This window comes from Natronomonas marina (genome assembly GCF_024298905.1).
Lineage (GTDB): Archaea > Halobacteriota > Halobacteria > Halobacteriales > Haloarculaceae > Natronomonas > Natronomonas marina.
In genome coordinates this window covers 555,098-580,786 of sequence record NZ_CP101154.1, presented here as the reverse complement: position 1 = coordinate 580,786, position 25,689 = coordinate 555,098, and the positions used below count along the sequence as shown (strand labels likewise).

At 69.2% G+C, this 25,689-nt stretch carries 27 protein-coding genes; 20 read left to right on the top strand and 7 right to left on the bottom strand.

The genetic code is table 11. The annotated features are described in order from the left end of the window. The first annotated feature begins 24 nt into the window (after positions 1-24). A complete protein-coding gene (gene pan2 / locus NLF94_RS03135) occupies positions 25-1,242 on the top strand; it encodes a proteasome-activating nucleotidase Pan2 (protein WP_254840006.1) in 1,218 nt (405 codons plus the stop codon). Between the two features lie 87 nt (positions 1,243-1,329). On the opposite strand, the gene NLF94_RS03130 is transcribed toward pan2, so the two are convergent. Beyond that, the gene (locus NLF94_RS03130) at positions 1,330-3,588 is read right to left on the bottom strand and encodes a heme-binding protein (RefSeq protein ID WP_254840005.1); all 2,259 of its coding nucleotides are present in this window, start codon (positions 3,586-3,588) and stop codon (positions 1,330-1,332) included. 290 nt (positions 3,589-3,878) lie between these two features. Here NLF94_RS03130 and NLF94_RS03125 point away from each other — a divergent pair, with 290 nt between their 5' ends. Beyond that, entirely contained in the window at positions 3,879-4,118 is a 240-nt protein-coding gene (locus NLF94_RS03125) for a DUF8028 family protein (RefSeq protein WP_254840004.1), read from the top strand. A 2-nt stretch (positions 4,119-4,120) separates the two neighbouring features. Continuing rightward, positions 4,121-4,375, top strand: a complete 255-nt coding sequence (locus tag NLF94_RS03120) for a DUF7123 family protein (protein ID WP_254840003.1) — start codon at positions 4,121-4,123, stop codon at positions 4,373-4,375. A 26-nt stretch (positions 4,376-4,401) separates the two neighbouring features. Here the strand turns inward: NLF94_RS03120 and NLF94_RS03115 are convergent, their stop codons facing one another. The 3 genes from NLF94_RS03115 to pyrH are packed head-to-tail and all read right to left on the bottom strand — an operon-like array spanning position 4,402 to position 8,541. After that, positions 4,402-6,177, bottom strand: a complete 1,776-nt coding sequence (locus NLF94_RS03115) for a site-2 protease family protein (RefSeq protein ID WP_254840002.1) — start codon at positions 6,175-6,177, stop codon at positions 4,402-4,404. 53 nt (positions 6,178-6,230) lie between these two features. Next, positions 6,231-7,865, bottom strand: coding sequence for a lysine--tRNA ligase (gene lysS, locus NLF94_RS03110; RefSeq protein ID WP_254840001.1), 1,635 nt, complete (start codon positions 7,863-7,865; stop codon positions 6,231-6,233). Further along, positions 7,858-8,541, bottom strand: coding sequence for a UMP kinase (gene pyrH / locus NLF94_RS03105; RefSeq protein ID WP_254840000.1), 684 nt, complete (start codon positions 8,539-8,541; stop codon positions 7,858-7,860). The genes lysS and pyrH overlap by 8 nt, the downstream gene beginning before the upstream one ends. 82 nt (positions 8,542-8,623) lie before the next feature. On the opposite strand from pyrH, the gene NLF94_RS03100 reads away from it, so the two are divergent. The 3 genes from NLF94_RS03100 (at position 8,624) to NLF94_RS03090 (ending at position 11,143) form a co-directional block, all read left to right on the top strand. Next, positions 8,624-9,400, top strand: coding sequence for a molybdopterin synthase (locus NLF94_RS03100; RefSeq protein WP_254839999.1), 777 nt, complete (start codon positions 8,624-8,626; stop codon positions 9,398-9,400). 259 nt (positions 9,401-9,659) lie between these two features. Continuing rightward, positions 9,660-9,899: a DUF7123 family protein gene (locus NLF94_RS03095; protein WP_254839998.1), complete on the top strand. Its 240-nt coding sequence runs from the start codon at positions 9,660-9,662 to the stop codon at positions 9,897-9,899. A gap of 71 nt (positions 9,900-9,970) precedes the next feature. Beyond that, positions 9,971-11,143, top strand: a complete 1,173-nt coding sequence (locus NLF94_RS03090) for a site-2 protease family protein (protein WP_254839997.1) — start codon at positions 9,971-9,973, stop codon at positions 11,141-11,143. On the opposite strand, the gene thiL is transcribed toward NLF94_RS03090, so the two are convergent. Next, positions 11,133-12,002 carry a thiamine-phosphate kinase gene (thiL, locus tag NLF94_RS03085; protein ID WP_254839995.1) on the bottom strand — a complete coding sequence of 290 codons (870 nt, stop codon included), beginning with the start codon at positions 12,000-12,002 and terminating at the stop codon, positions 11,133-11,135. The two genes, NLF94_RS03090 and thiL, sit on opposite strands and share 11 nt — an antisense overlap. A 70-nt stretch (positions 12,003-12,072) precedes the next feature. Here thiL and NLF94_RS03080 point away from each other — a divergent pair, with 70 nt between their 5' ends. Further along, complete coding sequence (locus NLF94_RS03080) at positions 12,073-13,089, top strand: lysylphosphatidylglycerol synthase transmembrane domain-containing protein (protein WP_254839994.1); 1,017 nt, start codon at positions 12,073-12,075, stop codon at positions 13,087-13,089. A gap of 81 nt (positions 13,090-13,170) precedes the next feature. Continuing rightward, complete coding sequence (locus NLF94_RS03075; RefSeq protein ID WP_254839993.1) at positions 13,171-13,626, top strand: 30S ribosomal protein S19e; 456 nt, start codon at positions 13,171-13,173, stop codon at positions 13,624-13,626. 325 nt (positions 13,627-13,951) lie between these two features. Here the strand turns inward: NLF94_RS03075 and NLF94_RS03070 are convergent, their stop codons facing one another. Then, complete coding sequence (locus NLF94_RS03070; protein WP_254839992.1) at positions 13,952-14,158, bottom strand: hypothetical protein; 207 nt, start codon at positions 14,156-14,158, stop codon at positions 13,952-13,954. Between the two features lie 155 nt (positions 14,159-14,313). Between NLF94_RS03070 and NLF94_RS03065 the strand changes: the two genes are divergently transcribed. From NLF94_RS03065 to NLF94_RS03015, 11 genes are all read left to right on the top strand, one after another. After that, positions 14,314-14,502: a hypothetical protein gene (locus tag NLF94_RS03065; RefSeq protein WP_254839991.1), complete on the top strand. Its 189-nt coding sequence runs from the start codon at positions 14,314-14,316 to the stop codon at positions 14,500-14,502. 107 nt (positions 14,503-14,609) lie between these two features. Continuing rightward, entirely contained in the window at positions 14,610-14,960 is a 351-nt protein-coding gene (locus NLF94_RS03060; RefSeq protein WP_254839989.1) for a DNA-binding protein, read from the top strand. Further along, positions 14,961-15,554 carry a DUF7411 family protein gene (locus NLF94_RS03055; protein ID WP_254839988.1) on the top strand — a complete coding sequence of 198 codons (594 nt, stop codon included), beginning with the start codon at positions 14,961-14,963 and terminating at the stop codon, positions 15,552-15,554. A 57-nt stretch (positions 15,555-15,611) separates the two neighbouring features. Continuing rightward, entirely contained in the window at positions 15,612-16,265 is a 654-nt protein-coding gene (locus tag NLF94_RS03050; RefSeq protein ID WP_254839987.1) for a potassium channel family protein, read from the top strand. A 313-nt stretch (positions 16,266-16,578) separates the two neighbouring features. After that, on the top strand, positions 16,579-17,661 hold the full coding sequence (locus tag NLF94_RS03045) for a putative sulfate/molybdate transporter (protein ID WP_254839986.1): 1,083 nt from the start codon (positions 16,579-16,581) through the stop codon (positions 17,659-17,661). A gap of 106 nt (positions 17,662-17,767) precedes the next feature. Next, positions 17,768-18,247, top strand: coding sequence for a DUF7384 family protein (locus NLF94_RS03040; protein ID WP_254839985.1), 480 nt, complete (start codon positions 17,768-17,770; stop codon positions 18,245-18,247). A gap of 127 nt (positions 18,248-18,374) precedes the next feature. Next, positions 18,375-19,475, top strand: coding sequence for a tRNA (guanine(26)-N(2))-dimethyltransferase (locus NLF94_RS03035; protein ID WP_254839984.1), 1,101 nt, complete (start codon positions 18,375-18,377; stop codon positions 19,473-19,475). Positions 19,476-19,542: 67 nt separating this feature from the next. After that, a complete protein-coding gene (locus NLF94_RS03030; protein ID WP_254839983.1) occupies positions 19,543-20,796 on the top strand; it encodes a YihY/virulence factor BrkB family protein in 1,254 nt (417 codons plus the stop codon). Then, complete coding sequence (locus tag NLF94_RS03025; RefSeq protein ID WP_254839982.1) at positions 20,793-21,686, top strand: phosphatase PAP2 family protein; 894 nt, start codon at positions 20,793-20,795, stop codon at positions 21,684-21,686. Before NLF94_RS03030 ends, NLF94_RS03025 begins: the two co-directional genes overlap by 4 nt. Positions 21,687-21,755: 69 nt before the next feature. Next, complete coding sequence (locus tag NLF94_RS03020; protein ID WP_254839981.1) at positions 21,756-22,190, top strand: Hsp20/alpha crystallin family protein; 435 nt, start codon at positions 21,756-21,758, stop codon at positions 22,188-22,190. Positions 22,191-22,380: 190 nt separating this feature from the next. Next, complete coding sequence (locus tag NLF94_RS03015) at positions 22,381-22,995, top strand: hypothetical protein (RefSeq protein WP_254839980.1); 615 nt, start codon at positions 22,381-22,383, stop codon at positions 22,993-22,995. A gap of 249 nt (positions 22,996-23,244) precedes the next feature. Here NLF94_RS03015 and glnA read toward each other — a convergent pair whose 3' ends face one another. Then, positions 23,245-24,618: a type I glutamate--ammonia ligase gene (glnA, locus tag NLF94_RS03010; protein WP_254839979.1), complete on the bottom strand. Its 1,374-nt coding sequence runs from the start codon at positions 24,616-24,618 to the stop codon at positions 23,245-23,247. 127 nt (positions 24,619-24,745) lie between these two features. On the opposite strand from glnA, the gene lrp reads away from it, so the two are divergent. Continuing rightward, positions 24,746-25,198: an HTH-type transcriptional regulator Lrp gene (lrp, locus tag NLF94_RS03005; protein WP_254839978.1), complete on the top strand. Its 453-nt coding sequence runs from the start codon at positions 24,746-24,748 to the stop codon at positions 25,196-25,198. The last annotated feature ends 491 nt before the right edge of the window (positions 25,199-25,689 follow it).

Genomic DNA, 25,689 nt, shown 5'->3' with positions numbered 1-25,689 from the left:
CCAACGCCTACTACCCGTCAATCTATGTCGCATAGCCCCTCTCTGCCCGACCGTCCCACGCTGGAGCTGGACCCGGAGATGTCCGAGTCCGAACGGCTGGCCGCGCTCCGCGAGCACTACCTCGAGGTGTCGCAGGTCCACGACGAACTGACCGACCAGCTCGAGACGGCCCGCGACCGGCAGTCAGAGCTCCGCGAGGAGGTCGACGACCTGCAGGAGGAAAACGAGGCGCTGAAGACGTCGTCGCTGTACCTCGCCACCGTCGAGGAGCTGACCGACGATCAGGTACTGCTCAAACAGCACGGCAACAACCAGGAGGTGCTGACGGACGTCTCCCCGCGGCTCCACGACCGACTCGAGGCCGGCGACCGGGTGGCTATCAACGACTCCTTTGCCATCCAGACGGTGCTGGACGCCGAGACCGACGCCCGCGCGCAGGCGATGGAGATCTCCGAGAAGCCCGAGGTCAGTTACGAGGACATCGGCGGCCTCGAGAGCCAGGTTCGGGAGGTCCGGGAGGCCGTCGAGGACCCGCTGACGAACCCCGGCAAGTTCGAGACGGTGGGCATCGAGCCGCCGACGGGCGTGCTGTTGCACGGCCCGCCGGGCACCGGCAAGACGATGCTGGCGAAAGCCGTCGCCAACCAGACCGACGCCACGTTCATCAAGATGGCCGGCTCCGAACTCGTCCAGAAGTTCATCGGGGAGGGCGCACGCCTGGTCCGGGACCTCTTCGAACTCGCCGCCGAGCGCGAACCGGCGATCATCTTCATCGACGAGATAGACGCCATCGCCTCGAAGCGCACCGAGTCGAAGACCTCCGGCGACGCCGAGGTCCAGCGGACGATGATGCAGTTGCTCTCGGAGATGGACGGCTTCGACCAGCGGGGCGACATCTCCATCATCGCCGCGACCAACCGCTTCGACATGCTCGACCGGGCCATCCTCCGGCCCGGCCGCTTCGACCGCCTCATCGAGGTGCCCGAACCGGACGGGGCCGGCCGCGAGCAGATTCTCGCCATCCACACCGCCGAGATGAACCTCGCCGACGACGTCGACCTCGAGGCGATAGCCGACGAGACGGAGGGCTTCTCCGGCGCGGAACTGGAGAGTCTCGCGACCGAGGCCGGCATGTTCGCCATCCGGGACGGCCGCACCGAGATTCGCGGCGTCGACTTCGAGGACGCCCACAAGAAGGTCTCGACCGACGAGGCCCCAGGCAAGCCGATCGCCTTCTACTGACGGCGACCGCTTCGTGCGTTTCTGTCGGACGGCATCCCGGGTAGCCTGCGCCCCGGCGCACGAAACGGCGAACGACCGACCCCAGCGTCAGGCCAAGAAGACGTGTCGGGGGCGGTCGTCGAGGACCTCCCGTCCCCACTCGACGGTGTCGCGGAACGCCTCGGAGCGGAAGAAGTCCATGGCGTCGTCCTTCCTGCGCCACTGGCTGGCGATGAACATGTCGTTTTCGTCCTCTTCGTTGACGAGGAGACGGGTGTCGAGGTGGCCCTCCATCTCCTCGAGCGCCGCCCCGACCTCGCCGAAGGTCTCGACGAACTCCTCGCGGTAGTCGGGCTTTACCGTGTAGAACATACCCATCGTCCCGAAGCCGCTCTCGGTCTCGCCGGCGCGTCCGACGACGCCGGGAAGTTCCGACAGGAAGTCGGCGGCCTTGTCGGCGGCCTCCTGTGACTCCCAGATGGAGACGACGGCCGACCGGTCGCCGTCGGCCTCGTCGCCGTAGACCGCCGACTTGACGTGGCTGTCGTAGTGCTCGAACCGCTCCCGGAGGTCCGCCAGTTCCCCGTGAAGCTCCTCGGGATCGGCCTCGGAGTACAGCACCAAGGCGTAAACGTCCTCGCCGTGGGGCTGGCCGGCGTAGACCCCGAGATCGGCCAGTTCTCCGCGGATGTCGTCGGACTCCTCGGCGCCGTCGTCGGCCTCGTCCGACTCACCGTCACCGTAGCCGGCGCCGACACCGGGGCCCGCACCCGAGAGATCGGCGAGGAAGCCGGAGGCGGTGTCGGCCGCGGACTCGTCGGTCCAAAGCGAGATGACCGCGGTGTCGCCCGAGTCGGCCCGGACCGTCGTCAGGACGTGGCTGTCGTACCCCTCGAAGCTCTCCCGGAGGTCGTCGACCTCCTCGACGAGGTCCTCGGCGTCGGTGTCCGACCGGAACAGTAGCGCGTAGCCGGCCTCGGGGTGGTCGTGGGGGTCGATCCCGAACCGGTGGACGAGTCGGCGGAAATCGTCGGGTTCGATGCCCTCGTGGGGGGCCTGCCCCGGCTGCGGGCGGCCGCCGGCCGAGCCGTCGGATTCGCCCTCCTGCGCTTCGTTGTCGGCAAGGTCGGCGCCGACGCCGCCGCCGACGCCCGGCAGGTCCGCGAGGAAGCCGGAGGCGGTGCTGGCGGCGCGCTCGTTGGCCCACAGCGAGACGACGGCCGTCCCGGCGTCGTCGGACCGGACGACGGTCCCAACGTGGGTGTCGTAGTGGTCGAAGTTCGCTCGCAGTCCGTCGACCTCCTCTGCGACCGCCTCGGCGTCGGCGTCGGACCCGAACAGCAGGCCGTAGCCCGCTGCCTCGTCGACATCGACGCCGTAGTCGTCGACACGCTGGCGGAACGACTCGGCGTCTATCTCCCGGTGAGCGGGGTCGCTCGACGGTCGTCCGCCGCCATCGCCGCCGTCGTCGTCTCCGGGGTCGCCGCCGGTACCGTCTCCGTGGTCGTCGGCGTGCGCAGCGGCCGCGTCGGCGCGGGGCGGGTCCGTCGAATCGAGCGTGTCGCCCTCGAGCGGTTCGTCGGTGGGGACGGCCTCGCCGCCCAAAAGCGCGCCGAGGTCCGCCGGCGGGAATCGGCGGCCGACGTAGAAGCTCCCGAACTCGGCGAACCGCGAGGAGGAGGGGTCGAACCGCATCTCGTAGAGCAGTTCCTTGATGTCGGTCGGGTCGTCGGCGAACAGCGTCACGCCCCACTCGTGGTCGTCGAGGCCGACGCTGCCGGTGATGATCTGGGTCACCCGGCCGGCGTACTCCCGGCCGACGTCGCCGTGGGCGGACATGTGTTCGGCCCGCTCCTCGAAGGGGAGGTCGTACCAGTTGTCCTCGGGGCCGCGGCGCTTGTCCATCGGGTAGAAGCAGACGTGTCCGGCGTCGGGAATCTCGGGATAGATGCGCTGTTTCATGTAGTTGCGCATCCCCTCGTCGTCGATGTCGTCGAGGCCGTCGGTGAGGTCCTCGTGCATGTAGCCCGATACCTCGGTCACGGAGACGTAGGAGTCGGCCCGCTCGGTGAACGCCGCCAGCGCGGTCGCCTCGAAGCGTCGCTCGGCGCGGTCGAGGTGCTCCAGCGTCGGCCGGAGGTGGAGTATCAGGAGGTCGGCGCCGTGGCCGACGACCGAGAAGACCGCCGACCCGCCCTCCTCGGCGTCCGCCAGGGCCTCGTGGTCCCGGAGGTACTCGACGCCCTCCTCGACGGCCCGCTCGCGCTCCCGCTGGGGCGCGTCGCGCCACTCGTCCCAGTCGATGCGCCGCAGGTCGTGAAGGACGTACCACCCCTCCTCCGTTCCCGGGGGTCTGCGTCGTTCCATGGGACTCCGTTCGGGCGCGCGGGTAATGGCGTTTTTGCGTTCGGCGCCGGATAGCGGTCTGCCCGCCCCCGACACCGACGCTCTCGACTCCAACCGACAAGCCGATCTTCTGCACCGTATCGAAACCATTAGAAGACGGTATAAAATCTCTAAAGAAATTTGAGCTGTTCGTTAAACGTCCGGTAAAGCGCGCCTCCGGTCGTAAAGAGCGCGAACCGATCCGAATTCACCGCAAGGCTCTGCCGTTTATATGGGGGTAGGGGTTCATGGGGTTGATACGGAGAGCCCCCATGTCGACTGCCAACCGAAGTCCCCCCACGGTCGGTCTGTCCCGCGCGTTCGAACGAGTCGTCGGTCACGCCGTCAGCGGCGTCCAAGCGATAGCCTTCTGGACCGCCGCTTTGCTCCCGCTGGTGCTCGTCGCTGGGCTGTTCACGGGCGTTGCCGGCGGGAACCTGAGCGCCCTCGGCGGCGCCGTCGCCGTGAACGTCGTCTGTGCCGTCCTCGGTCACGGCCACTCCCCCAACTGACCATGAGTACGAACACCGCAACCGAGTCCGCCTACCCCTCCCGGAAGGCCGAGCGGCTGGCCGGCTATCTCCGGGCAGAGGCCGAGCGGACCGACGGCGACCTCTACGTCAAGGGCAAGTTCATCGCCGACGAGGTCGATCTCTCGCCAAAGGAGATCGGCGCACTGCTCGTCCAGCTACAGGGTTCGGTGCCGGGGCTGACCATCGAGAAGTGGTCCTACACCTCGGCGACGACCTGGCGGATTTCGGCGGCCTGAACGGCCCGACCTGGGGCGCTCCCTTTTCACGTCAGCAACTGCGGCAGGAACAGCAACCCGAGCAGGCTCAGTATCATCGTCGCGCTGATCGCGGTCGTCACCGCCGCCGCGACGACGGGACTGACCTCGACGGGCAGCCGTGCCAGCACCGCCTCGACGCTGGCCCGGAGGATGTGCCCGCCGTCGAGCGGATACGACGGGATGCAGTTGAACAGGCCCAGGTTGACGTTGACCCACCCGGTCCAAAACAGGAGGTTCGCCAGTCCGAAGACGGCGCCGGTGCCGAGCGGTCCCGACACGGTATAGAAGTTCGCCACCGCACCGTTGAAGCCCGCGAAGTTGTAACCGATCGTGGGCAACGCGACGCTTGCGAAGGGCAACACCAGCAGAGCGAACGCCCGGGTGACGAACGTGGACACGGGGTCGTCGCCCCATCCGGTGCCGCCGAGGAAGGCGTGGTACTGCTCGGCGGGATAGGGGTCGATACCGAAGTCGTCGACGACGACGCCGCTGGTCCCCTCCAGAACCCCGGCGACGCCGACGAACCCGCCGTCGGTTCGGGGGTTCTCCTCGAGCGTCACCTCGTAGGTGTGCCGTTCGCCGCTCCAGGGGTCGTTGCCGTCGCCGTGGTAGGCGACGACCTCGACGGTCTCGTTGGGTGACGTCTGCGAGAGTACCTCGGTGAGGGCCTGGGGCGTCGGTGTCGGCTCGCCGTCGATGCTGTGAATCAGCATCGGGGTGTCGGGCGCGCCGGCCTCGCCGAGGGGGTCCTCCGCCGGGACGCTACTGACGAAAACGCCGACCGGGAACGTGACGGCCTCGCCGTCGCCGGTCGAAAGCTGGACGATCTCCTCGCCGTCCAGTGCGGCGTCGAAGCCGGACTGGGTGTAGACCGCCTCGCCGCCGACCGCCGTTATCTCCGTCCCTTTGGCGATGGGCGCGTCGACGACGGCCCGGGTGACGATGAGGCTCCGCTCTATGGTCACGGCCTCCCCGCTCTGCCGACCGACGGTCACTTCGCGGTCGGCATCGGCCAGCGCCGCCTCGAGTTCCGTCTCGTTGGCTATCGGCTGGCCGTTCACCGAGGTGATGACGTCGCCCCGCTCGATGCTGGCGTTCTCGGCCGGCGAGCCGGGGAGCGTGCCGCCGACGGCGACGCCGGGGACGACGGTGACGAGGCTTGCGACGACGAGAAAGAGCAGGCCGAACGACACCGCGGTGACGAGGAAGTTGTTCGTCACGCCGGCGGCGAACATCCGGGTCTTGCCGCCCCGGTCGGCCCGGTTTTGGCTCGCCTCGTCGGGCTGGACGAACGCCCCGAGCGGGATGAACGCCAAAAGCGCGACACCCATCGAGTCTATCTCGATGTCTTCGACGCGACAGAGCAGGCCGTGGCCGCCCTCGTGGACGACGAGACCGACGAGCAGGCCGACGAGGATGTCGACGGCGGCCGCGATGGGGAGGAACTGGTTGACGCCGGGGATGACGAGCGCGTCCTGCGGTCGCGTGATGCCGCCCACCGCTGCGGGGTCCGTCAGGGCGCTCATCGCCGAAAAGAGGACGCCGAAGAACGACCCGACCATGATGACGATGGCGACGCCGACGCCGAAGTTGCCCCAGGCCCGCCAGATACGCCGGGGAGCGGCCAGCCACTCGAGGAGGTCACGCCCCCGTTTCGTGTGGATCGTGAGAATCGGACCGGAGACACGAAGCGACGATGGCACGAGGCCGCGGGCCTTCAGCGCCATCGCAATCGCGGTATAGAGGAGGATACCGACGAGTATCCACAGCAGCGGTCTCATTGGTTGACGTAGGGAGTGGGAGCCTCAAAAGTCGTTCCGTCGCGGCCGGGCCGTCAGCCGTCCCGCCGGAGCCGCCGGACGACGAACTCGGTGTCCATCGGCGCCAGGAACGGACCCAGCCGCGGTCCCTCCGTCTCGTCGAGGAAGAGCCGGTAGCCGGCCTCGAAGAACTCGCCGACGGCCACGTCGTTTCGCTTCGCCGTCTCGTATATCTCGCCTTGCAGGGTCTCGGCGTCCGGGTCGTCGGTCTCAATGAGGTCGGCCAACTCCTCGAGGGCGGCCACCGTCTCGGGATCGAACTCGACGTCCGGCAGTTCCTCGGCCAGCCGGTAGTTGAACTCGTTGTCGGTCCGTTCGGCCCACGCGCGCGCTCGCTCGACGCGCTCCAGCGCCGCGTCTATCTCCGCCTCGGTCGCCTCGGCAGGGACGTGCCCCGAGCGTTCGGCCATCTCGACACGCAACTCCCGGTTGTCGGTCATCCCCAGCACCGCCGCGAACGCGTAGGGGATGCGGACGGGTCGCTCGTCGGGGACCGACTCGACGACCATCGGGTAGGCCCGCTCGGCTCGTTCGCGCTCGGTCTCGTCGGCGTCGGCACCGAAGTAGACGGCCTCGAAGCGGTCGAACTCGTCGACGAGGCGGTCGATGGACCCGACGTCGAAGTCGCGCTGCTTCTTGGGGTTCTTCGTGAAGAAGTACCGGAGCACCTCCGGCTCCAGCACCGTCAGCACCTCGTCGACGGTGATGACGTTGCCCGACGACGACGACAGCGCCTCGCCGTTGAGCGTGAACCACTCGTAGACCATCGGGACGGGCGGTTCGAACCCGAACACATCGCGGGCGATGGTCTCTCCGGAGGGCCACGACCCCTCGGCGTGGTCCTTGCCGAACGGCTCGAAGTCGACCTCCAGCACGCGCCACTGGGCGGGCCACTCGAGGCGCCACGGGAGCTTTCCCTCCCGGAACGTCGCCGTTCCCTCGTGGCCGCAACCCTCGATGACGTCGTCGCCGGCCGCGACGTCCTCGCAGACGTAGTCGACGGTTTCCGCATCGAGGTCGACGTCGACGATGGTCTCGGTGAGGTTGCCGCACTCGTGACACCGCGCGAAGAAGGGGACGTACTCGTCGTCGACCTTGTCCTGGAACTCCGCGAGCACCTCCCGGGTCGTCTCGAGGTCCCCGAGTACGTGCCGAATCGTGCCGTCGAAGGCGCCGCGCTCGTAGAGGTCGGTGTTCGAGACGACGTCGATTGGGACGTCGACGGCGTCGGCGGCCCGCTCCAGCAGTTCGGTGAAGTGGTCGCCGTAGGAGTCACAGCAGCCGAAGGGGTCGGGCACGTCGGTGTAGGGCCGACCGAGGTTCCGCCCGAGGGCGCCGGCGTCGACCTCGCCGAGGCCGACGACGTTCCACTCCAGGTCCGCGAGCTTTCGGGGGAGCTTCCGGAGTCGGTCTCGGTCGTCGGTCGTGAACACCTGCCGGACCTCGCGGCCGCGGTCCCGGAGGGCCTCGGCGACGAAGTAGCCCCGCATGATTTCGTTGAAGTGGCCCAGGTGCGGGACGCCCGACGGCGAGACGCCGCCCTTGATCACGATGGGGTCGTCGGGGTCGCGTTCGAGTATCTCGTCGGCGACCGCGTCGGCCCAGAAGGCGCGCTTCCGGCCGGTGCCGACCTCGTAGAGGTCACTCATCGGGGACCACTTCGGTGCCGTCGAAATCGCCGGCGACGGCGTCGGCGATGCGTTCGGGGTCGGTCCCGTCGAGGACGACCGCCCGCAGCCCCGACCGCTCTATGACCTTCGCCGCCAGCAGGTCGACCGGCGCGTTCGAGCCCGCGGCCGTCTCGATGGAGGCGATGGTGTCGACCAGGTCGGCCGGCGTCAGCCGGTCGTACCGCTTTGCGGTGTCGTCCTCGTTGGGATCGGCGGAGTACACCCCGGCGACGCTCGTCGCGTAGACGAGCAGGTCGGCCTCGACGGTCTCGGCCAGAAGCGCCGAGACCGCGTCGGTCGTGTGGCCCGGGACCGTCCCGCCCATGACGACCGTCTCGCCGCGCCGGAGGGAGGCCCGTGCCGCCTCGTGGGAGTCGGCGGGCTCCGGGGCGGCCGGCGAGTCCAGGGCCGCCAGAAGGAGGCGGGCGTTCAGTCGGGTGACGTCGATGCCCACGGCGTCGAGGTCGTACTCCGTCGCGCCCAGCGTGCGAGCCGTCTCGATGTAGCGGCGGGCGACGTCGCCGCCGCCGACGACGACGGCGACCTCGTGGCCCTCGGCGACGAGTCCGTCGATGACCCCCGCGTGCGCCTCGACCCTGGCGGCCTCCAGGTCCGGCGCGAGCACGCTCCCGCCGATAGAAACGACGATTCTCATTGCGTCGAGGTTGCCGTGTTTCGGTCTTAAGGGTTGTCAAGCACGCCGACACCTACAAGCCCTCGCGGCCGAAGAATCGGATATGTACGTCTTCGCGGTTCTGGGCGAGGCCGCCGAGGCAGGCCTGGAGCGGTTGCTCGCGGCGCTCGACGGCCGGGTCGGCGTCGTTCGGACCGCCGCCGGCGACGGCGGAACGACCGCCGTCGCCCGGGCCGACACCGAGTACGTCCTCGACGACGGGTGGCGCGCCAGCGGAACGGACCTCTCGGTTCCCGACGCCCTGGAACGACTCGCGCCCGACCACGAATACGCCGCGGTCGTCGGCGTTCCCGACGTCGACGCGCCGCGAATCGTCGTCGGTGGCGAAACCGAAGAGGCGGCCGTCCACGCCGAGGGTGCCGAGCGCCTCGACGTCGAGGCCGCCGTCGAGGCGATTCACGGGACCGAACCGTTCGAGACGCTGGAGTCGCTGGTCGCGGCCGTCCGGCGGGCACCGGAGGCCGACCGGGCGGGCGCCGTCGCGACCTTCACCGGACGCGTGCGCGCGAAAGACGGTCCCGACGACGACCGGACTCGCTACCTGGAGTTCGAGAAGTACGACGGGGTCGCCGAACGGACGATGCGGACCATCGAGACGGAACTCGAGGACCGCGAGGGCGTCCTCGACGTGCGACTCCACCACCGGACCGGCCGGGTCGACGCGGGCGAGGACATCGTCTTCGTCGTGGTACTGGCCGGACACCGCCGGGAGGCCTTCCGGGCCGTCGAGGACGGCATCGACCGCCTCAAGGACGAGGTACCGCTGTTCAAGAAGGAGGTCACCGATTCGGAGACGTTCTGGGTCCACGAGCGGGACTGACCGGCGCCGCGCGCGACCGCCGGACCCGGCCCGACCGGCCCGCTGTGGGGCGGGCGACCGCCCCAACAGCGAGTGTATTACCACAGAGAATACGGCTGCCGAAACTGTCTCAAAAAAGTCTATAAAACGTCTAAAGGTATCTCAGCAGTTCGTGAAACGTCCGTTTTGATTCTATTCACGGCGAATCGGACCGAAGCTACCCGAAGCTTCCTCCCTTTATATACTGGTCCGGGGGATACGACAGGGCACGGTGTCAGCCATGAGCGCAACAACGGAACCCTCCACGGAAAGCAAGGAAAGCCGGCTCCGAACGTACCTCCGCCAGCGGGCGGAGGACGGCGAGGTCTACGTCAAGAGCAAGTTCATCGCCGACGACGTCGGTCTCTCGTCGAAGGAGATCGGCGCGCTGATGGTCAAACTCAAGGATTCGGCGACCGACCTCGACATCGAGAAGTGGTCCTACACCTCCGCGACTACGTGGCGCGTAACGCAGGCCTGATTTCTGACACCTCGGCGTAACAGCTGTCCCCGTCACGGGATTTATCCCCGACAGTCCCCTTCTCTTCGGTGATGAGCACCGCCGATCCGGCGTCGGGCTACGACGGCCCGCCGCCGGAGGCACTGCTGCCCGCGTTCCGCGTCACGGAGATCGAAGAGACCGACGACGGCCAGCTCCGCTACTACGGCCAGCCGCGGACCGAGTACCGCCGTCTCGAACAGAAACTGTGGCCGCTGTTCCGCGAGTACGGCTACGAGGTACGCCTCGACGTCGTCGAGGACAGCGAGGAGGACCCGATATCGGGCGTCGCCGTCACCCGGAGCCGGCAGGCCCTCGTCGCCGAACCGCGCAGCGTCGGCGTCGACGGGGTACCCTGGACCAACGTCGGGATGTTCCTGGCGACGCTTCTGACGACGCTGTACGCCGGCACCATCTGGTACTACCAGCCCGTCGACGGCCCGCTGGACCTGCTGGCCGGCTGGCCGTTCGCCGCCGCCGTCCTCGGCGTCCTCGGCGTCCACGAGCTGGGCCACTACGTGATGTCCCGCTACCACGACGTCGAGGCCAGTCTCCCCTACTTCATCCCGGTGCCAACCTACATCGGGACCTTCGGCGCGGTCATCAAGATGAAGGGCCGGATTCCGAACCGGAAGGCGCTGTTCGACATCGGCGTCGCGGGACCGCTGGCGGGGCTGGTCGCAGCCGTCGCCGTCGCCGTCGTCGGTCTCCACCTGGACCCCATCTCGGTCCCCCCGGAGCTGCTCCGGGCACAGAACACCGTCGAAATCGAGTTCGGCTACCCGCCGCTGTTGCAGTTCCTCGCGTGGGTGACGGGCGAGCGGCTCACCTACGCCGACCCCGGAATATCCGCCAGCCCCGTCATCTTCGGCGCGTGGGTCGGCCTGTTCGTGACGTTCCTCAACCTCATCCCCGTCGGGCAACTCGACGGCGGCCACATCGTCCGTGCGATGTTCGGCGAGCGGGCCCGCACCGTCGCGGCGCTCGTGCCCGCCGTGCTGTTCTCGCTGGCCGGCTACCTCTACGTCTTCCGGGACGTCTCGGCCAACGCGCCGGTCCTGTGGACCTTCTGGGGCCTCGTCGCGCTGGGTCTGGCGTACGTCGGCCCGACGACGCCCATCTTCGACGACCCGCTCGACCCGAAGCGGAAGGCGTTGGGCGCGCTCACGTTCCTGCTGGGGCTGCTCTGTTTCACGCCCGTCCCGATAGAGATAATCAGTGGGTAAAGCCCCGGTCGGGGAGGGGAGCGCCGTCCAGTCGGACGCCCCCGTCGGTCACTCGACCGATTCGGGTCACCTCGACCGGCGCTCCCGCCCGGACCGTCGGAACGTCCGCCTCGGGAACCGTGAAGACGAGTTCGAAATCCTCGCCGAAGTGGAGGGCCAACTCCCGGCGTTCCTCGGCGTCCGCGGCGACGGTCCCGACCGACGAATCGACCGGTACGGCGTCGCCATCGACCGCGAAGCCGCAGTCGCTCGCCGCCGCGAGTTGGTACAGCGACCGGGCCAGTCCGTCGCTGGAGTCCATCATCGCCGTCGCCCGCGGCGCGACGGCACGGCCGGCCACGACCCGCGGCTCGAACCGGAACAGCTCGTTGGCCCGCTCGTGGTCGCCGCGCTCGAACAGCCGGACGGCGGCCCCGCTGCGGCCGAACGTGCCGGTGACGCAGACGGCCTCGCCAGCGGAGGCGCCGTCCCGTCCGACCGGGTCGTCCGTCCGTCCGACGGCCGTCGTGGCGACCGTGAACTCCTCGTGGCCGTCTAGGTCGCCGCCGACGTACTCCGTGCCGACGGCCGAGCAGACGTCCGTACAGCCCTCCAGAAACGCCGATAGCTCCGCCTCGCGGAACTCGGGGGCGCCGTAGACGGCCACCGCCGCCGTCGCCTCGGCGCCCGCGGCGGCGACGTCCGACAGCGACGCGCCGACGGCCCGCCACCCGGCCGTGTACCGCGTGGTCCCGTCGGGGAAGTCCGTCCGCTCGTGGAGCATGTCCGTGGTCACGACGAGACCGTCGACGACCGCACAGTCGTCGCCGGCGGCGTCGACGTGTTCGCCCACCAGCGAAAGCGCCGCCCGTTCGTCCATGTCGGTCCCTGGCCCGCCGGCGACAAATGGCCATCGGTGCGTTCAAATCCGGGAGGGTCGATGCTCCGGTATGCCTCTCGACCGCCGGGCGACCGTCGCGGGCTTTCTCGGCGCCGCCCTCGCCCTCGGCGTCCTGGCCTACCTCGTCGGCGTCGAGGACCTCCTCTTTGCGCTGTCGATGGCCCGGACGCCGGTCGCCGCCGGCGTCCTCGTCGTCGCGGCCCTCTGGATGGTCGCGTGGGCGCTCGCGCTCCGGACCGTCCTCGGGGCGCTCGGGGCGGCCATCTCGCCGTGGCGGGCGACGGCGGTGTACGCGGGCGTGCTGTTCGCCAACAACGTCACGCCGTTCGGGCAGGCGGGCGGCGAACCGGTCAGCGCCCTGCTCATTTCGGAGGCCGCGAGCACCGAGTACGAGACCGCACTGGCGGCCATCGCCAGCGCCGACTCGCTGAACTTCGTCCCGTCGACGGCCATCGGGCTGGTCGGCGTGACCTACTTCTCGGTGACGGTGGCCGTCGGCGACCGCCTCCAGGTGGCCACCGCCGCCGTCGTGGCGCTGGCAGTCGCGCTCCCCGTCGTGGCCTACATCGGCTGGCGGACCCGCGACCGCCTGGAGGCGGCGCTGGTCGGCGTCGTGGCACCGGCGGCCCGCCTCGTCGGTCGGTACGCCCCGCGGCTGGAGGCGCCGGCACGGTCGGCCGTCAGACATCGCGTCGAGGGGTTCTTCGAGGCCGTCGAGGTCGTCGGCACCGACCGGCGGACGCTGCTGGCCGCGGTCGGCTTCTCGACGCTGGGGTGGCTGGCGCAGGCGACCGCGCTGTGGCTGGCGCTGTACGCCATCGGCGTGGTCGCGCCCGTCGCGGCCGTCCTCGTGGCCGTCCCGGTCGGGGCCATCGCGGGCGTGACGCCGCTCCCCGGCGGTCTCGGCGGTATCGAGGCGGTTCTCATCGCGCTGCTGGTCCCGCTGGCGGGCATCAGTGCAGCCACGGCGGCGGCCGCCGTCGTCCTCCACCGCGGTGCCATCTACTGGCTGCCGACCCTCCTCGGCGGCGGCGTCGTCTCGGCGCTCGGCGTCGACCGCGTGTGAACGGCCGCGTGTGAGCGGCTCTCGCCGTCGAGTCGGGTGATACCAACAGCGTTAAACGCGACCGACGGGAACCGGGACGTAATGACGACGCTCTACGACGTGCCCGCCGAGGACCTCATCGAGGCGGTCGCCGAGGAGATCGCGGACGAACTGGACGCCCCCGAGTGGGTCGACTACGCCAAGACCGGCAGCGGCCGAGAACTCCCGCCCGAACAGGAGGACTTCTGGGCCCGCCGGGCCGCCAGCCTCCTCCGGAAGGTCGCCGACGAGGGTCCGGTCGGCGTCCAGCGCCTCCGGACCGCCTACGGCGACTCGACGAACGGCTCGACCCGCTACCGCGTCCGCCCCGAACACCGGACCGAGGGCTCCGGCAACATCATCCGGACCGCCCTCCAGCAGCTCGAGGAAGCCGGCTACATCCAGACCCACGAGGGCCGCGGCCGCACCGTCACCGGCGAGGGTCGTGCGCTCCTGGACGAGACCGCCGAAGAGCTCATCGAGGAACTCGACCGGCCGGAACTCGAGCGGTACGCCTAACCACTTTTTACACGACGCGCCTCCGGCGGCCGCGCGGCGGCGCTGCCGCCGCGCCATCCGGTTGCGGGCTCCGCCCGCAACCCGCGGCAAAAACGTGAGGAAAATATGCGCGAGAGCCTCCAGCCGCGCGGCTTCGCCGCGCGTTAGTCGGCTCTCGCTACGGCGACTCGTTCACTGCGTTCACTCGTCGCCGGGAACCGCCTCGAGGGCGACCTGACGGACGCCCCCTCGGCGGATGCTTGCCCTGTTCGGGTTTCAGGGCAGGACCGGAACGGTCCTCCCCGGATTTTCGTCCGGTGGTATCTGGTTCGCAGGGCACTCGAGACTACCGGGACAACAGCAGTCCGCCCAGAACGACGAACAGGGCCACCACGAGCGCGAAGAGGGCTATCAGGCCCGGAATACCCCCGATTCCGAGCAGTACCACGGCCCCGACGACGGCAAGCAGGCCGGCGAGGAACATCGCGACGCGGAACCGGAGGTACGTTCCGACGATCGGACTGTTCCAGAGCGCGTTCAGGGGGCCTCGCACATTCGACGTTCACAGATAGGGTGAAAAAATCTGTCGGGTGACCGTGGACGAACCGACGCGGGCTCCCGAAAGGAGTCCCACGACGGGGGCTCGGACGCTGACGACATCTATTTACACCATCGGGGTGAGGAGCCGACAACGATGGGTGTTCGACCGTGACGGACGCTGGTACCGTGCCCGGCCACGTCGAGGTGGGGCTCGTCCTCGTGGCGGCGCTCGCGCCGGTGCTCTTCCTGCCGCTCCTCGTTGGGCCGCTGGAGACGGCAGTGGTGGTCGGCGTCGGACTCGTCGTCGGGGTACTCGGCGTCGGCGCCGCGGCGATGCTGCTGCTCGACCGGGTCTGAACGCGACGACCGGCAGCGACCGCCGACTGGCGAGGGACTGCTCTCCCGTGCCGACGACGACCCGCCGGTCCGAAACGGTTTTTCAGGTCCGTCGGTAATGGGTGGACATGAGCGGCGACCCCACCGACGAGGAACTGGAGGAACTCCGACAGAAGAAGATGGAACAGCTCAAGGACCAGCAGGGCGGCGAGGCCCAGCAGGAGGCCGCGGAGGCCCAGCGCCAGCAGGCCGAGGCCCAGAAGGAGGCGATGCTCAAGCAGGCGCTGACCGACGGCGCCCGCAAGCGGCTCAACACGGTGAAGATGTCGAAGCCGCAGTTCGGCGAGAAGGTCGAACAGCAGGTGGTCGCGCTGGCCCAGAGCGGCCGCCTCCAGGGAAAAATCGACGAGGAGAAGATGAAGGACATCCTCTCGGAGATGAAACCGGACTCCAAGAGCTTCGACATCAAGCGCCGGTAGATGGAGTGTGGACTGCTGTTCAGCGGCGGGAAGGACTCGGGACTTGCGGCCCTGCTGCTCGATAGCTTCTACGACGTGACGCTCGTGACCGCGCACTTCGGGCTCACGGACGACTGGGAACACGCGGCGGAGGCGGCCGACTCGCTGGGGTTCCCGTTCGAGGCCGTCGAGATGGACGACGACGTCGCCGAGTCGGCCGCCGAACAGATGCGCGAGGACGGCTATCCCCGCCGGGGAATCCAGCAGGTCCACGAGGCGGCCCTGGAGGCCGTCGCCGCCGAGTACGACGTCGTCGCCGACGGGACCCGCCGGGACGACCGGGTGCCGACGGTCTCGCGGGCGGTCGCCCAGAGCCTCGAGGACCGCCACGGCGTCGACTACGTCGCGCCGCTGTCGGGGTTCGGCCGCAACGCCGTCGACCGACTCGTCGAGACGCACCTCCGCGTCGAGTCCGGTCCCAGCGAGGCGGTCCCGAAGGGCGACTACGAGACCGAACTGCGGAGCCTACTCCGGACGCGGTGGGGCGACGACGCCGTCGAGGAGGTCTTCCCCGACCACGAGCAGACGCGGGTGGTCGGCCGGAACGCCGAGTGACGCGAACACGGCGCGTCGGCGCACATCTTTTTGACCTGCCGCGCTGTACCCCGGCCCATGAAGTTCGTCATCGTCGGCTACGGTCGCGTGGGGATGCGGACCACGAACATCCTCACGAGCGAGGGCCACGAGGTCGTCATCGTCGAGCAGGACCCCGAGAAGGCCCAGCGGGCCCGCGACGACGGCCTGGAGACGATCGAAGGCGACGGCGAGGACGAGCGAGTCCTCGAACGGGCGGGACTGGACGACACCGACGCTTTCGCCGCGTTGACCGCCGACCTGAACGTCAACTTCACCGCCTGCATGGTCGCCAACGACCACGGCTGTCGGACGGTGCTGCGCATCGACGAGGACTACAGACAGGAGATATACGAGAAGTACGCCGCCGACGTCGACGAGGTCATCTATCCCGAACGGCTCGGGGCAGCGGGCGCGAAGACGGCGCTGCTCGGCGGCGATCTGAACGTGCTCGCGGACCTGACCGAACACCTGACGGCGACGACCATCCCCATTCCGGAGGGGTCGCCCGTCATCGGCAAGCGGGTCGTCGAACTGGACCTTCCCGACGACGCACGGCTGTACGCCCACGGGAGGGACAAGGAACCGATGACAATCCCGATGCCGCGGACGACCATCGAGGGCGGCGACCGGATCGCACTCATCGCCGAACCGCCGGCGCTGGAGTCGGTCCGGGAGATGCTTCGCGGGTAGCGGCGGCGTCCGACGCTCCCACCGGAAGGGGTTCGAAAAGTCCGGGCGCGCGATGGGGAGGATGGGGAAAGTTTGAGGCCGTCGATGCGCGCCCATCGGGTCGCATGGCGGGCGGGCACATAAATCCGCGTCAGACGGGCGTGTGACCCGCGACGAGCGGCGTGTCGTGGGGCGGGCATACCCGGCTCCGGCCTCCGGTTCGACCGGGGCCCGCCGGCGACCGGACGTAACCGGAACCGGGTTCGAATCACCGATTCGAAACGGCGCGGAGTTGCTGGCAAACGACATACGTTCCCGGCGGGAAGACCGGGGTATGGCGACGGCGCTTCCGGAGCGACGCCGGTTCGGGATGAGCGCCGGCGAACTCACCGGCGCGATAGGGGATTCCGTTACCGTCCTGCCGCTCGTGGCCGCCCTCGGAGTCCTGACGCCGGCGTCGCTGCCGCAGGTCCTCGCCGGCTTCGCGGTCTTTCAGGTCGTCTGGGGCGCCGTCTACGGCGTGCCGCTCTCCGTCGAACCGATGAAGGCGTTGGCGGGGCTGGCCATCGCCGGCGCCATCGGCTACGGCGACCTGATTGCGGCCGGCCTGCTCGCGGGCGGCGTCCTGCTGGCCGCGGGGCGGTTCGGCCTGCTGTCGCGACTCGCGTCGGTCGTCGGCGAACCCGTCGTCCGCGGCGTCCAGTTCGCCGTCGCCTGCCTGCTCGTCGTCGCGGCCGCCGACCTCGTGGTCGCGTCGCCGACGGTCGCGGTCGCAGGGGTCGCCCTCGCCGCCGCTGTGGCCGTCGTCTCGCCGCGGGCCGTGGCCGTCGTCGTCCTCTCGGTCGGCCTCCTGTGGGCCGTCGCCGTCGCCGGCGTGCCCCCGGTCTCGCTGCCGGCGGTCGGCCTCTTCCCGGCCGGCGGGCCGACGCTGTCGCTCGGGGTCGTCGAGGGGGCCGTCGCGCAACTGGCGATGACGGTCGGCAACGCCGCCGTCGCCACGTCGCTCCTGCTGTCGGACCTCTACGAGGCCGACGTCTCGCCGGACCGCCTCGCCGAGAGCATGGGCGCGATGAACCTCCTCGCGGTCCCGCTCGGGGCCGTGCCCATGTGTCACGGCTCCGGCGGGCTAGCCGGCAAGCATGCCTTCGGTGCCCGGACGGCGACCGCAAACGTCGTCGCCGGCTGTCTGTACGGCGGCCTCGCGGTCGTTTCCGGCGTGTTCGAGGCCTTCCCGATGGCACTGCTGGGCGTCCTTCTCGTCGTCGTCGCCGTCTCGCTGGCCCGGGTCGCCCTCCAAGCGACCGACCGCCGGGGGTTCGTGGTGGCCGTCGGCGTCCTCGCGGTCCTGACGAACGTCGGCGTCGCGTTCGTCGCCGGCGCCGCCTGGTGGCTCGCCCGGACGCGGGGCTTTAGATGAGTCGGCCCCCAATCGTCGACCATGTCGTGGCGCGAACTGTTCGAGCGGGGCGCCGACCACGAGGTGACCGTCGAGGACGTCGTCGCGGCCCTCGAGGAGCGCCGGGATGACCGGTGACGGCGGGCCGGACCCGACGCGGGTCGTCGCCGACGCGGACGTGCTCGCGGCGGACCTGCTGGTCGGCGGCGCCGCCCGGGCGGCGCTGGACCACCTCCGGCGGCACTCCTGGCTGGAACTGGTCGTGACCGAGGAACTGCTCGCGGACGCCGAGGCGGTCGTGGCCGCCCTCGCCGACGACGAACTGGCGAGCGACTGGCGGGCGACCGTCGAGGCGTGGGCCGTCGTCGTCGACCAGCCGTCCGGCGACCACCCGGCGCTGGCGGCGGCCTACCGGGGCGGGGCAGTCCACCTGCTGTCGCTGGACGGACGGCTCCAGAGCGCCGAGGCCGGCGCGAACCTCCGTGGCGTCATGGACGTCAGCGTCCGGTCGCCCGACGCCTTCGCGACGGTGTTCGACCCCGCAGCGGTGTACGAACTGGCCTTCGGCGAGGCGTACCCCGGCCCGGACCGCGACCCGCGGGGGTGAGAGCAGTCCCGACGTGACCGAGAGACGCCGCCGGTATCTCTCGTCCTCACGGGGAAGGCGACTCTCTCGAACGACGGAATCGGTGTTCAAGCGCATCGCTTTTCGGGACCCCCGGCCAACGCCGGGTATGGAGGTCAGCGAGGGCGGTGTCACCGTCGAGGTGCCGGAAAAGCGTCACGGCGCGAGCGAGGGGAGCGGCGCCGGCGTCTTCTACAACCCGGTCCAGGAGCTGAACCGCGACGTCACCGTCGGGGTGTTGCGGGCCGTCGCCGACGAGTGCGACACGTACCTCGACGCGATGACCGCAAGCGGGATCCGGGCGGTCCGGGCTGCCGACGCCGGCTACGCGGTCACCGCCTGCGACGTCGACGACGACGCCGTCGCGCTGGCCCGCCACAACCTCGCCCGGAACGACCTCGACGGCGAGGTCGTCCACCGGAACGTCAACGCCCACATGCACGAACACCGCCACGACGTCGTCGACCTCGACCCGTTCGGCACCCCCATCCCCTTCGCGGACGCGGCGTTCCGGAGCGCCGGCGAGTACCTCTGTGTCACGGCGACCGACACCGCGCCGCTGTGTGGCGCCCACTTCGAGAGCGGCGTCCGCAGCTACGGGGCCGTCCCGCGGAACACGGAGTTCCACGCCGAGATGGGCCTGCGGGTGCTGCTGTCGGCGCTGGTGCGGACCGCCGCCCGCTACGACCTCGCCGCCCGGCCCGTCCTGAGCCACGTCTCCAGCCACTACGTCCGGACCTACCTGCGCCTGGAATCGGGCGCGCGAGCGGCCGACCGCCAGATCGAGGACCTCGGCTACGTCGACCACTGCCAGCAGTGTCTCTGGCGGCGCCACGAGGCGACGCTCGTCGCCGACCCGGTGACGGAGTGTCCCAACTGCGGGCAGTCGACGTGGACCGCCGGCCCCATCTGGCTCGGACCCGCCCACGACGCCGACTTCGTCGACCGGGTCCGGGCGTCGATTCCCGACACGTTCGGCACCGCCGAGAAGAGCCGCGAGTTGCTGGACACCGTCGCGGGCGAACTCCACCGCCCGACCCACTACGACCAGCACAAACTCTACAAGCGGTGGTCCGAACCCGCAATCGGGATGGAGGAGTTCCTCTCGGCGCTGCGGGCGGCAGGTCACGAGGCCTCCCGAACCCACTACGGCGGCACGACGTTCAAGACCGACGCCGGCGTGGCCGCCATCCGCGAGGCGGTCCTGTAACCCCGCGGTCGGGCGGGCGCGAGTCGGTTCCCCCCGATTTATGTGTGGCTCACGCATAGCCGGGACCGTGAACGGCTATCTCGACCGGGCGGTGACCGTCACCCGCGGCGTCGTCAACGGCGCCCAGTCGGACCGCATCACGTTCATCGCCGGGAGCCTCGCCTACTACGCGCTCATCTCGTTGCTGCCGCTGTTACTTCTGGCGCTGGCGGCGGCATCGGCCTTCGGCGACCCGGGGACGGTCGAGACGCTCGTCGACGAGGTGACCGGAGCGCTCGGCGAACAGGCCGGCGCGCTCGTCCGCGAAGCGCTGACCGGCGCCGTCGGCGGCGGGGTCACCCTCTTCGGGCTCGTCGTCCTGCTGTGGTCGGGGCTGAAGCTGTTCCGCGGGCTCGACATCGCCTTCTCGGAGGTGTACGGCCGCCCCGGGCCGGACTCGCTTCTCGAACAGCTCCGGGACGGGGCGGTCGCGCTCGGGGCCGTCGGCATCGGCGTCGCCGCAACCGTCGTCGTCGGTGCGTTCGTCGCCGGTCTCGGCGTCGACCGGTCCGTCCAGGGGTTCGACCTGCTCGGTCTCCTGGGGACGGTCGGTCTGGTGGCCGGTCTCACCGTCGCCTTCCTCCCGCTGTACTACCTCCTGCCCGGGGACGTGGTCGGAATCCGGGAGGCGCTGCCGGGTGCCGTCTTCGCCGCCGTCGGCTGGACGCTGCTGCAGACCGGGTTCCGTATCTACGCCGCCAGCGCCGGCAGCTACGAGACCTACGGCGTCCTCGGCGGGATGCTGCTGCTCGTGACGTTCCTCTACTTCGGCGCCCTGGTCTTGCTCTTGGGCGTCGTGCTGAACGCCGTCCTCGCCGGCCGCGCCGACGCGGGGACCGGTCTCGCGGACGACGAGACGCCCGCCCCGGAACCGACCGCCGTACTCGAGGGAATCATGACACGGGATCACCCTGACGACCTGTCCGACGAACAGCTACGCGAGGAACTCGAACGGCTGTACGACGAACTCGACCGCTTCGAGGAGCGCATCGACGACCGGACCGTCCACCGCGAGGAAATCGAGAGCGACCTCAGACAGTACGTCCGCCGGCAGGTCCGCCGCGGGAAGGCCCGCGGCTGGGGACCGTACCTCGTGTTGCTGTACGGGACCGCGATGACGCTCGGGGCCTTCTTCTACCTGTCGGGCGGGTGGGCCATCCTCGCCATGCTGGTCGTCTGGCTGTCGACGCTCGGGCTGTACGTCCTGATGCTGCTCGTCGGGACGACGGCCACCATCGCGGGCGTCCCCGGCCGGCTGAAGGACCGCTTCGAGAGCCGATGAGCCGCGGCGTCGGCGAACTCGCCGCCGTCGAGGCGCTGCCCGAGGCCGTCGTCGTCGCGGCCGCCCTCCTGACCCAACTCGGCGACGTCTGGTTCCTCTTCGGCCTCGTCGGGCTGCTGTACTGGTTCGGCGGGGCGCTTCCCGCACCCGTGGCGCTCGGCCGCCGCCGGGCCGCCTTCGTCGTCGCGCTCGGTCTCGGCGCGAACGCGCTCGTGACCACGCTGAAGGAGTGGCTGGCCCGTCCGCGTCCGCCGGGTGCCGGCACCGCGACCGCTCCCGCCGCGGTGCCGGAGGCCGTGGACTCGCTGTACGTCGCCGCGGCCACCGGCACGGGCTTCGGCTTCCCGAGCGGCCACGCCCTCGGGACGGCGGCCGTCTACGGGGGGCTAGCGCTCGTCGTCGGGACCCGCCGCGCCTACGTCACCGCGGCCGCCGTCACCGTCGTCGTCGCGCTCACGCGGGTCGTCCTCGGGGTCCACTACCTCGTCGACGTGGTCGTCGGCGCCGCCGTCGGCGCGGCCTTCCTGGCGGTCGTCTACCGGCTCTGTGGCCGCGGTTCGAACCCCGGTCGCGCTCTGATGCTGGCTGTCGCTGCCGCCCTGCTGGGCCCGGTCGTCGGCGAGTACAACTTCGACACGATGGCCGCGCTGGGCGCCGCGCTGGGCGCCCGCATCGCCTGGGGCGTCGTCGGCGACGCCGTCGTCCGCGAGGCGACCACGCGAGGGGGCGGCGCCGTTTCCGCCGGCGTCGGGGCGGCCTTCGGCGTCCTGTTCGGCGTCGTCTACGCCCTCGAACCGGCCCCACACGTCGCCTTCCTGTCGATGGGCGTGGTGCTAGCGGGCGTCCTCGCGGCGCCCCTGGCAGGCGAGGCGGTCGCTCGCCGCGTCTGACGCCCCCGCGAAACGGCTGCTTGCACGGCTCACGCTCGGCTTATCCCCGCCCGGAACCTTCTTTCTCCCATGGCAATCCGTCGAACCCCCTTCGAGGAGATGGAACGAATGATGAACGAGATGCGACACGCGATGTTCGGAGACGGACCCGAGACGGCCGGCGATTCGGGGTCCCGCTACGACACTCACGTCAGCGTCGAGGCCGGCGACGACGGCTACCTCGTCGTGGCCGACCTCCCGGGCTTCGAGACCGAGGAAATCGACCTCCGGTTCGACGACGGCGTGCTCGTCACCGACGCCGAACACGAGACCGAAGAGGAGATGGATGTCGGCATCGGCCGCCTCGCCACCACCCGCAACCGCCGGACGTTCGAGCGGGTCCGCCTCCCCGGGACGGTGCTGGTCGACGACATCACCGCCAGTTACACCAACGGCGTCCTCGAGGTCCACGTCCCGACCGAGGAGTCCGTCGACGACAGCGGAACCGTCATCGACATCGAGTGAGGCGAGTCTCGCCTCGCCACGGTTCCCGTTCGGTCGACGGTGAACGCGCTTTCTTCCCGCTCTACGAACCGCTCGTCGGACGCTGCCGTGCCTCCCGCCCCGCTCTCGAACCGACAGTGAAACCCGTATTTATTCTTTTTATATCTAGTGGATTTATATCTGTGAGTGAGAAATAATACCGCTTGAAGACATGCTGGGTCGTATCCCACCCATCGCGGTCGTAGCAACGATGGCGGTCCTCGCAGGGTGCTCCGGGGGGTTCGCCGGTCCCGACACGGCGACCCCGGCCGGTCCCGACGAACCGACGCCGACTGCAACGGACGAGGCCCCGTCACAGACGAACCACGAGACGCGGAACCTCTCGATCACCAACGAGGGGTTCGACGAGATGGTCGTGACGCTCGGCGCGGTCGACGGTCGGATCGAGTCGTTCACGGTCACGTACGAGAACGGTTCGACACGGACCCTGTCCCGCCCGACGAACGAGAGTGGGGGTGGCTGGCCGTACATCCTACCCAGCGACGAGGTTACTGCCGCCGAACCGGCGAACGTGACCGAAGTGGCCCGGTGGTCGACGGTCCTCGAACGCAACGAAACGCTCTCGTTGCCGACGGTGGCCTCTCACCCGAACGCCACGTATCTGGTGGTTCTGCGGCAGCCGCGTTCCGAGCACCTCTTCGCGGTCACCGTCGTCGAGTGTGACCGACCGTTTCCGACGCTCGAGCGTTTCGAACTCCAGGTCGGCGGACTCGAGAGCGACGGTGCAGGACAACCACGTTCGCACTCGAGCATCGAATGTGAGTGAGGCCGGCGGCCGACTCGCGGTCCGAAACGAGGCTTCTCCGGCGACGAGCGGTGCGAGGGTTCGAGCGAAGCGAGAGCCCTCGAAGCGAACGACGAACGCAGTGAGCCGTGAGCGAAGTGAGCGAGTCGCCGTAGCGTGCCCGGACTCCCGCGCTCGACCGCAGGGAGAGCGCCGCAGGAGCACGCGCGCATATTTTCCGGGCGGTAACGCCGCCGCGCGACCCCCTCCGGGGGTCGTGTAAAAAGTGGGTTAGAACGTCTCGAGGTAGCGGTCCAGTTCCCACTGGGAGACGTCGACGAGGTACTCGGTGTGTTCCTGGCGCTTGGCCTCGACGAACTTCGGGCCGACGTGTTCGCCGAGCGCGTCGTAGATGACGGGGTCGTCCTCGAGGGCGTCGATGGCCCCGCCGAGGTTCTCCGGCAGCGTCTCGATACCGTACTCCTCGCGTTTCTCCTCGTCGAACTCGTAGATGTTCTCCCGGATGGGGTCGGGCGCCTCGATGCCCTTCTCGATGCCGTCGAGGCCGGCGTGGATGAGCGCGGCGAAGGCGAGGTAGGGGTTACACGAGGGGTCGGGGAACCGCGCCTCGATGCGGGAGGCGGCGGGGATGCGGGCGGCGGGCTTGCGGATGAGCGCAGACCGGTTGCGGTCCGACCAGGCGACGTAGACGGGCGCCTCGTAGCCGGGGACGAGGCGCTTGTAGGAGTTGACCGTCGGGTTCGTGACGGCGGTGATGGCGGGCGCGTGCTCGAGGATGCCGCCGAGGAACTGCTTTGCGGTCTCCGAGAGGTCGAACTCGTCGGCGCCGTCGTGGAAGGCGTTGTCGCCGTCCTCGGTGAAGAGCGAAATGTGGGTGTGCATGCCGGAGCCGTTGATCTTCGGGATGGGCTTGGGCATGAACGTGGCGTGGAGGTCGTGCTGGGCGGCGATGGCGCGGACGACCGTCCGGAAGGTGCCGACGTTGTCGGCGGTCGTCAGGGCGTCGTCGTACTCGAAGTTGATCTCGTGTTGGCCGCGGGCGACCTCGTGGTGGCTGGCCTCGATCTCGAAGCCCATCTCCTCGAGACCGTAGATGATGTCGCGGCGGACGTCACTGGCGAGGTCCTTCGGCGCGAGGTCGAAGTAGCCGCCATGGTCGCCGGTCTTGGTGGTGGCGCGGCCCTCGTCGTCCTCCTCGAAGAGGAAGAACTCGGGTTCGGGCGCGGCGTTGACGGTGTATCCCATCTCGTGGGCCCGTTCGAGCGCCTGCTTGAGCACGTACCGGGGGTCGCCCTCGAAGGGTTCGCCCGTGGAAGTGTCGTAGACGTCGCAGATCATCCGGGCGGAGGCGCCGGACTCGCGGTCCCGCCACGGCAGCACGGCGAACGTGCGCGGGTCGGGCATGAGCCGCATGTCGGACTCCTGGATGCGGACGAACCCCTCGATTGAGGAGCCGTCGAAGTAGATGCCCTCGGTGAACGCCTTCTCGGCCTGGTCGGCGGGAACGGAGACGTTCTTCACCGTCCCGAGGATGTCGGTAAACTGCAGACGCAGGAAGTCGACGTTCTTTTCGTCTATCTCGTCGAGGACGTTCTGTGCCTCTACTGAAAGGCCACCGTCGGTGGCTACGTTGTCGCTCGTCATCTTTCTCGACGGGCGAAACGACGAGTGCTTCTACTAAAGCGTTACTGATTTGCGCAAATCTGCCCCGCTAGCCCATAGAAGTGAATATTCGTAAACTTCTAAACCCTGGGGGTGGTAGCGGAGTGTAATGACGTACGAAAATCTCGACCGCAAGTTGGTGAACGCGCTACTGGACGACGGCCGCGCCTCGCTCCGCTCGCTCGGCGAGGACCTCGACGTGTCGGTGACGACCGTCTCGAACCACATCTCCGACCTCGAAGAGCAGGGTATCATCGAGGGCTACGTCCCCGAGGTCAACTACGGCGAGTTGGGCTACGACGTGACCGCCATCATCCAGCTGAAGGTCGAGGGGAGCGCGCTCCCGGAGATAACCGACCGCCTCAGCGAACACACGCACATGGTGTCGGTCTACGAGGTCACCGGCGACCACGACATCGTCGCCATCGGCAAGTTCACCGACACCGACCACATGAACGAGGGCATCAAGGAACTGCTCATCGACCCCGACATCAAGGAGTCCAACACCTCCGTCGTGCTGAACACCGTCGTCGAACACCAGCAGTTCGACCTGGACTACTGAGACCGCCGGCGGACCGGAACGACGTGACCGCCCCGGACGCGGAGACGCCGCGGCACTGACGGCCAGTCACGGCGGTTCCCGTGGGCCCTTCGCGGCGACACCGACAGCCTGCCGTGGGCGGTTCTTCTCACAATTCCCGCATCTACGGAAATGTTTATGATGAACTATGGTGTGATATTACGCACCATACCATGACCAACCAGCTCACCGAGGAACTCGTTCACTGGGAACTGGCCGACCCGCCGGACGGGGCCGGGGTGCCCGAGGACGACGCGGACGAGCGAGTCGAGTCGCCATCGGAGTAGCCACGTCGGGGCGAGAGCGGTCACGACGCCGTCGCCGAGGGGTCGTATCGCTGTCAGTGGCGACGCTGCGGTAGCGCTGGTCGTCGATACTGGAGAAGGTGCATTTCGGTCGCGGTTTTCACGACGAGAAAACGCTCGCGGCCGTTTACCGTGTAGGGACGTAACGTACGGACGTTGGAGGATCGA

Bases quoted from the DNA above. Each gene is read 5' to 3' on its own strand.
- pan2 (WP_254840006.1), top strand. From the start codon at position 25: ATGTCGCATAGCCCCTCTCTGCCCGACCGTCCCACGCTGGAGCTGGAC.
- NLF94_RS03130 (WP_254840005.1), bottom strand. From the start codon at position 3,588: ATGGAACGACGCAGACCCCCGGGAACGGAGGAGGGGTGGTACGTCCTT.
- NLF94_RS03125 (WP_254840004.1), top strand. From the start codon at position 3,879: ATGTCGACTGCCAACCGAAGTCCCCCCACGGTCGGTCTGTCCCGCGCG.
- NLF94_RS03120 (WP_254840003.1), top strand. From the start codon at position 4,121: ATGAGTACGAACACCGCAACCGAGTCCGCCTACCCCTCCCGGAAGGCC.
- NLF94_RS03115 (WP_254840002.1), bottom strand. From the start codon at position 6,177: ATGAGACCGCTGCTGTGGATACTCGTCGGTATCCTCCTCTATACCGCG.
- lysS (WP_254840001.1), bottom strand. From the start codon at position 7,865: ATGAGTGACCTCTACGAGGTCGGCACCGGCCGGAAGCGCGCCTTCTGG.
- pyrH (WP_254840000.1), bottom strand. From the start codon at position 8,541: ATGAGAATCGTCGTTTCTATCGGCGGGAGCGTGCTCGCGCCGGACCTG.
- NLF94_RS03100 (WP_254839999.1), top strand. From the start codon at position 8,624: ATGTACGTCTTCGCGGTTCTGGGCGAGGCCGCCGAGGCAGGCCTGGAG.
- NLF94_RS03095 (WP_254839998.1), top strand. From the start codon at position 9,660: ATGAGCGCAACAACGGAACCCTCCACGGAAAGCAAGGAAAGCCGGCTC.
- NLF94_RS03090 (WP_254839997.1), top strand. From the start codon at position 9,971: ATGAGCACCGCCGATCCGGCGTCGGGCTACGACGGCCCGCCGCCGGAG.
- thiL (WP_254839995.1), bottom strand. From the start codon at position 12,002: ATGGACGAACGGGCGGCGCTTTCGCTGGTGGGCGAACACGTCGACGCC.
- NLF94_RS03080 (WP_254839994.1), top strand. From the start codon at position 12,073: ATGCCTCTCGACCGCCGGGCGACCGTCGCGGGCTTTCTCGGCGCCGCC.
- NLF94_RS03075 (WP_254839993.1), top strand. From the start codon at position 13,171: ATGACGACGCTCTACGACGTGCCCGCCGAGGACCTCATCGAGGCGGTC.
- NLF94_RS03060 (WP_254839989.1), top strand. From the start codon at position 14,610: ATGAGCGGCGACCCCACCGACGAGGAACTGGAGGAACTCCGACAGAAG.
- NLF94_RS03055 (WP_254839988.1), top strand. From the start codon at position 14,961: ATGGAGTGTGGACTGCTGTTCAGCGGCGGGAAGGACTCGGGACTTGCG.
- NLF94_RS03050 (WP_254839987.1), top strand. From the start codon at position 15,612: ATGAAGTTCGTCATCGTCGGCTACGGTCGCGTGGGGATGCGGACCACG.
- NLF94_RS03045 (WP_254839986.1), top strand. From the start codon at position 16,579: ATGGCGACGGCGCTTCCGGAGCGACGCCGGTTCGGGATGAGCGCCGGC.
- NLF94_RS03040 (WP_254839985.1), top strand. From the start codon at position 17,768: ATGACCGGTGACGGCGGGCCGGACCCGACGCGGGTCGTCGCCGACGCG.
- NLF94_RS03035 (WP_254839984.1), top strand. From the start codon at position 18,375: ATGGAGGTCAGCGAGGGCGGTGTCACCGTCGAGGTGCCGGAAAAGCGT.
- NLF94_RS03025 (WP_254839982.1), top strand. From the start codon at position 20,793: ATGAGCCGCGGCGTCGGCGAACTCGCCGCCGTCGAGGCGCTGCCCGAG.
- NLF94_RS03020 (WP_254839981.1), top strand. From the start codon at position 21,756: ATGGCAATCCGTCGAACCCCCTTCGAGGAGATGGAACGAATGATGAAC.
- NLF94_RS03015 (WP_254839980.1), top strand. From the start codon at position 22,381: ATGCTGGGTCGTATCCCACCCATCGCGGTCGTAGCAACGATGGCGGTC.
- glnA (WP_254839979.1), bottom strand. From the start codon at position 24,618: ATGACGAGCGACAACGTAGCCACCGACGGTGGCCTTTCAGTAGAGGCA.
- lrp (WP_254839978.1), top strand. From the start codon at position 24,746: ATGACGTACGAAAATCTCGACCGCAAGTTGGTGAACGCGCTACTGGAC.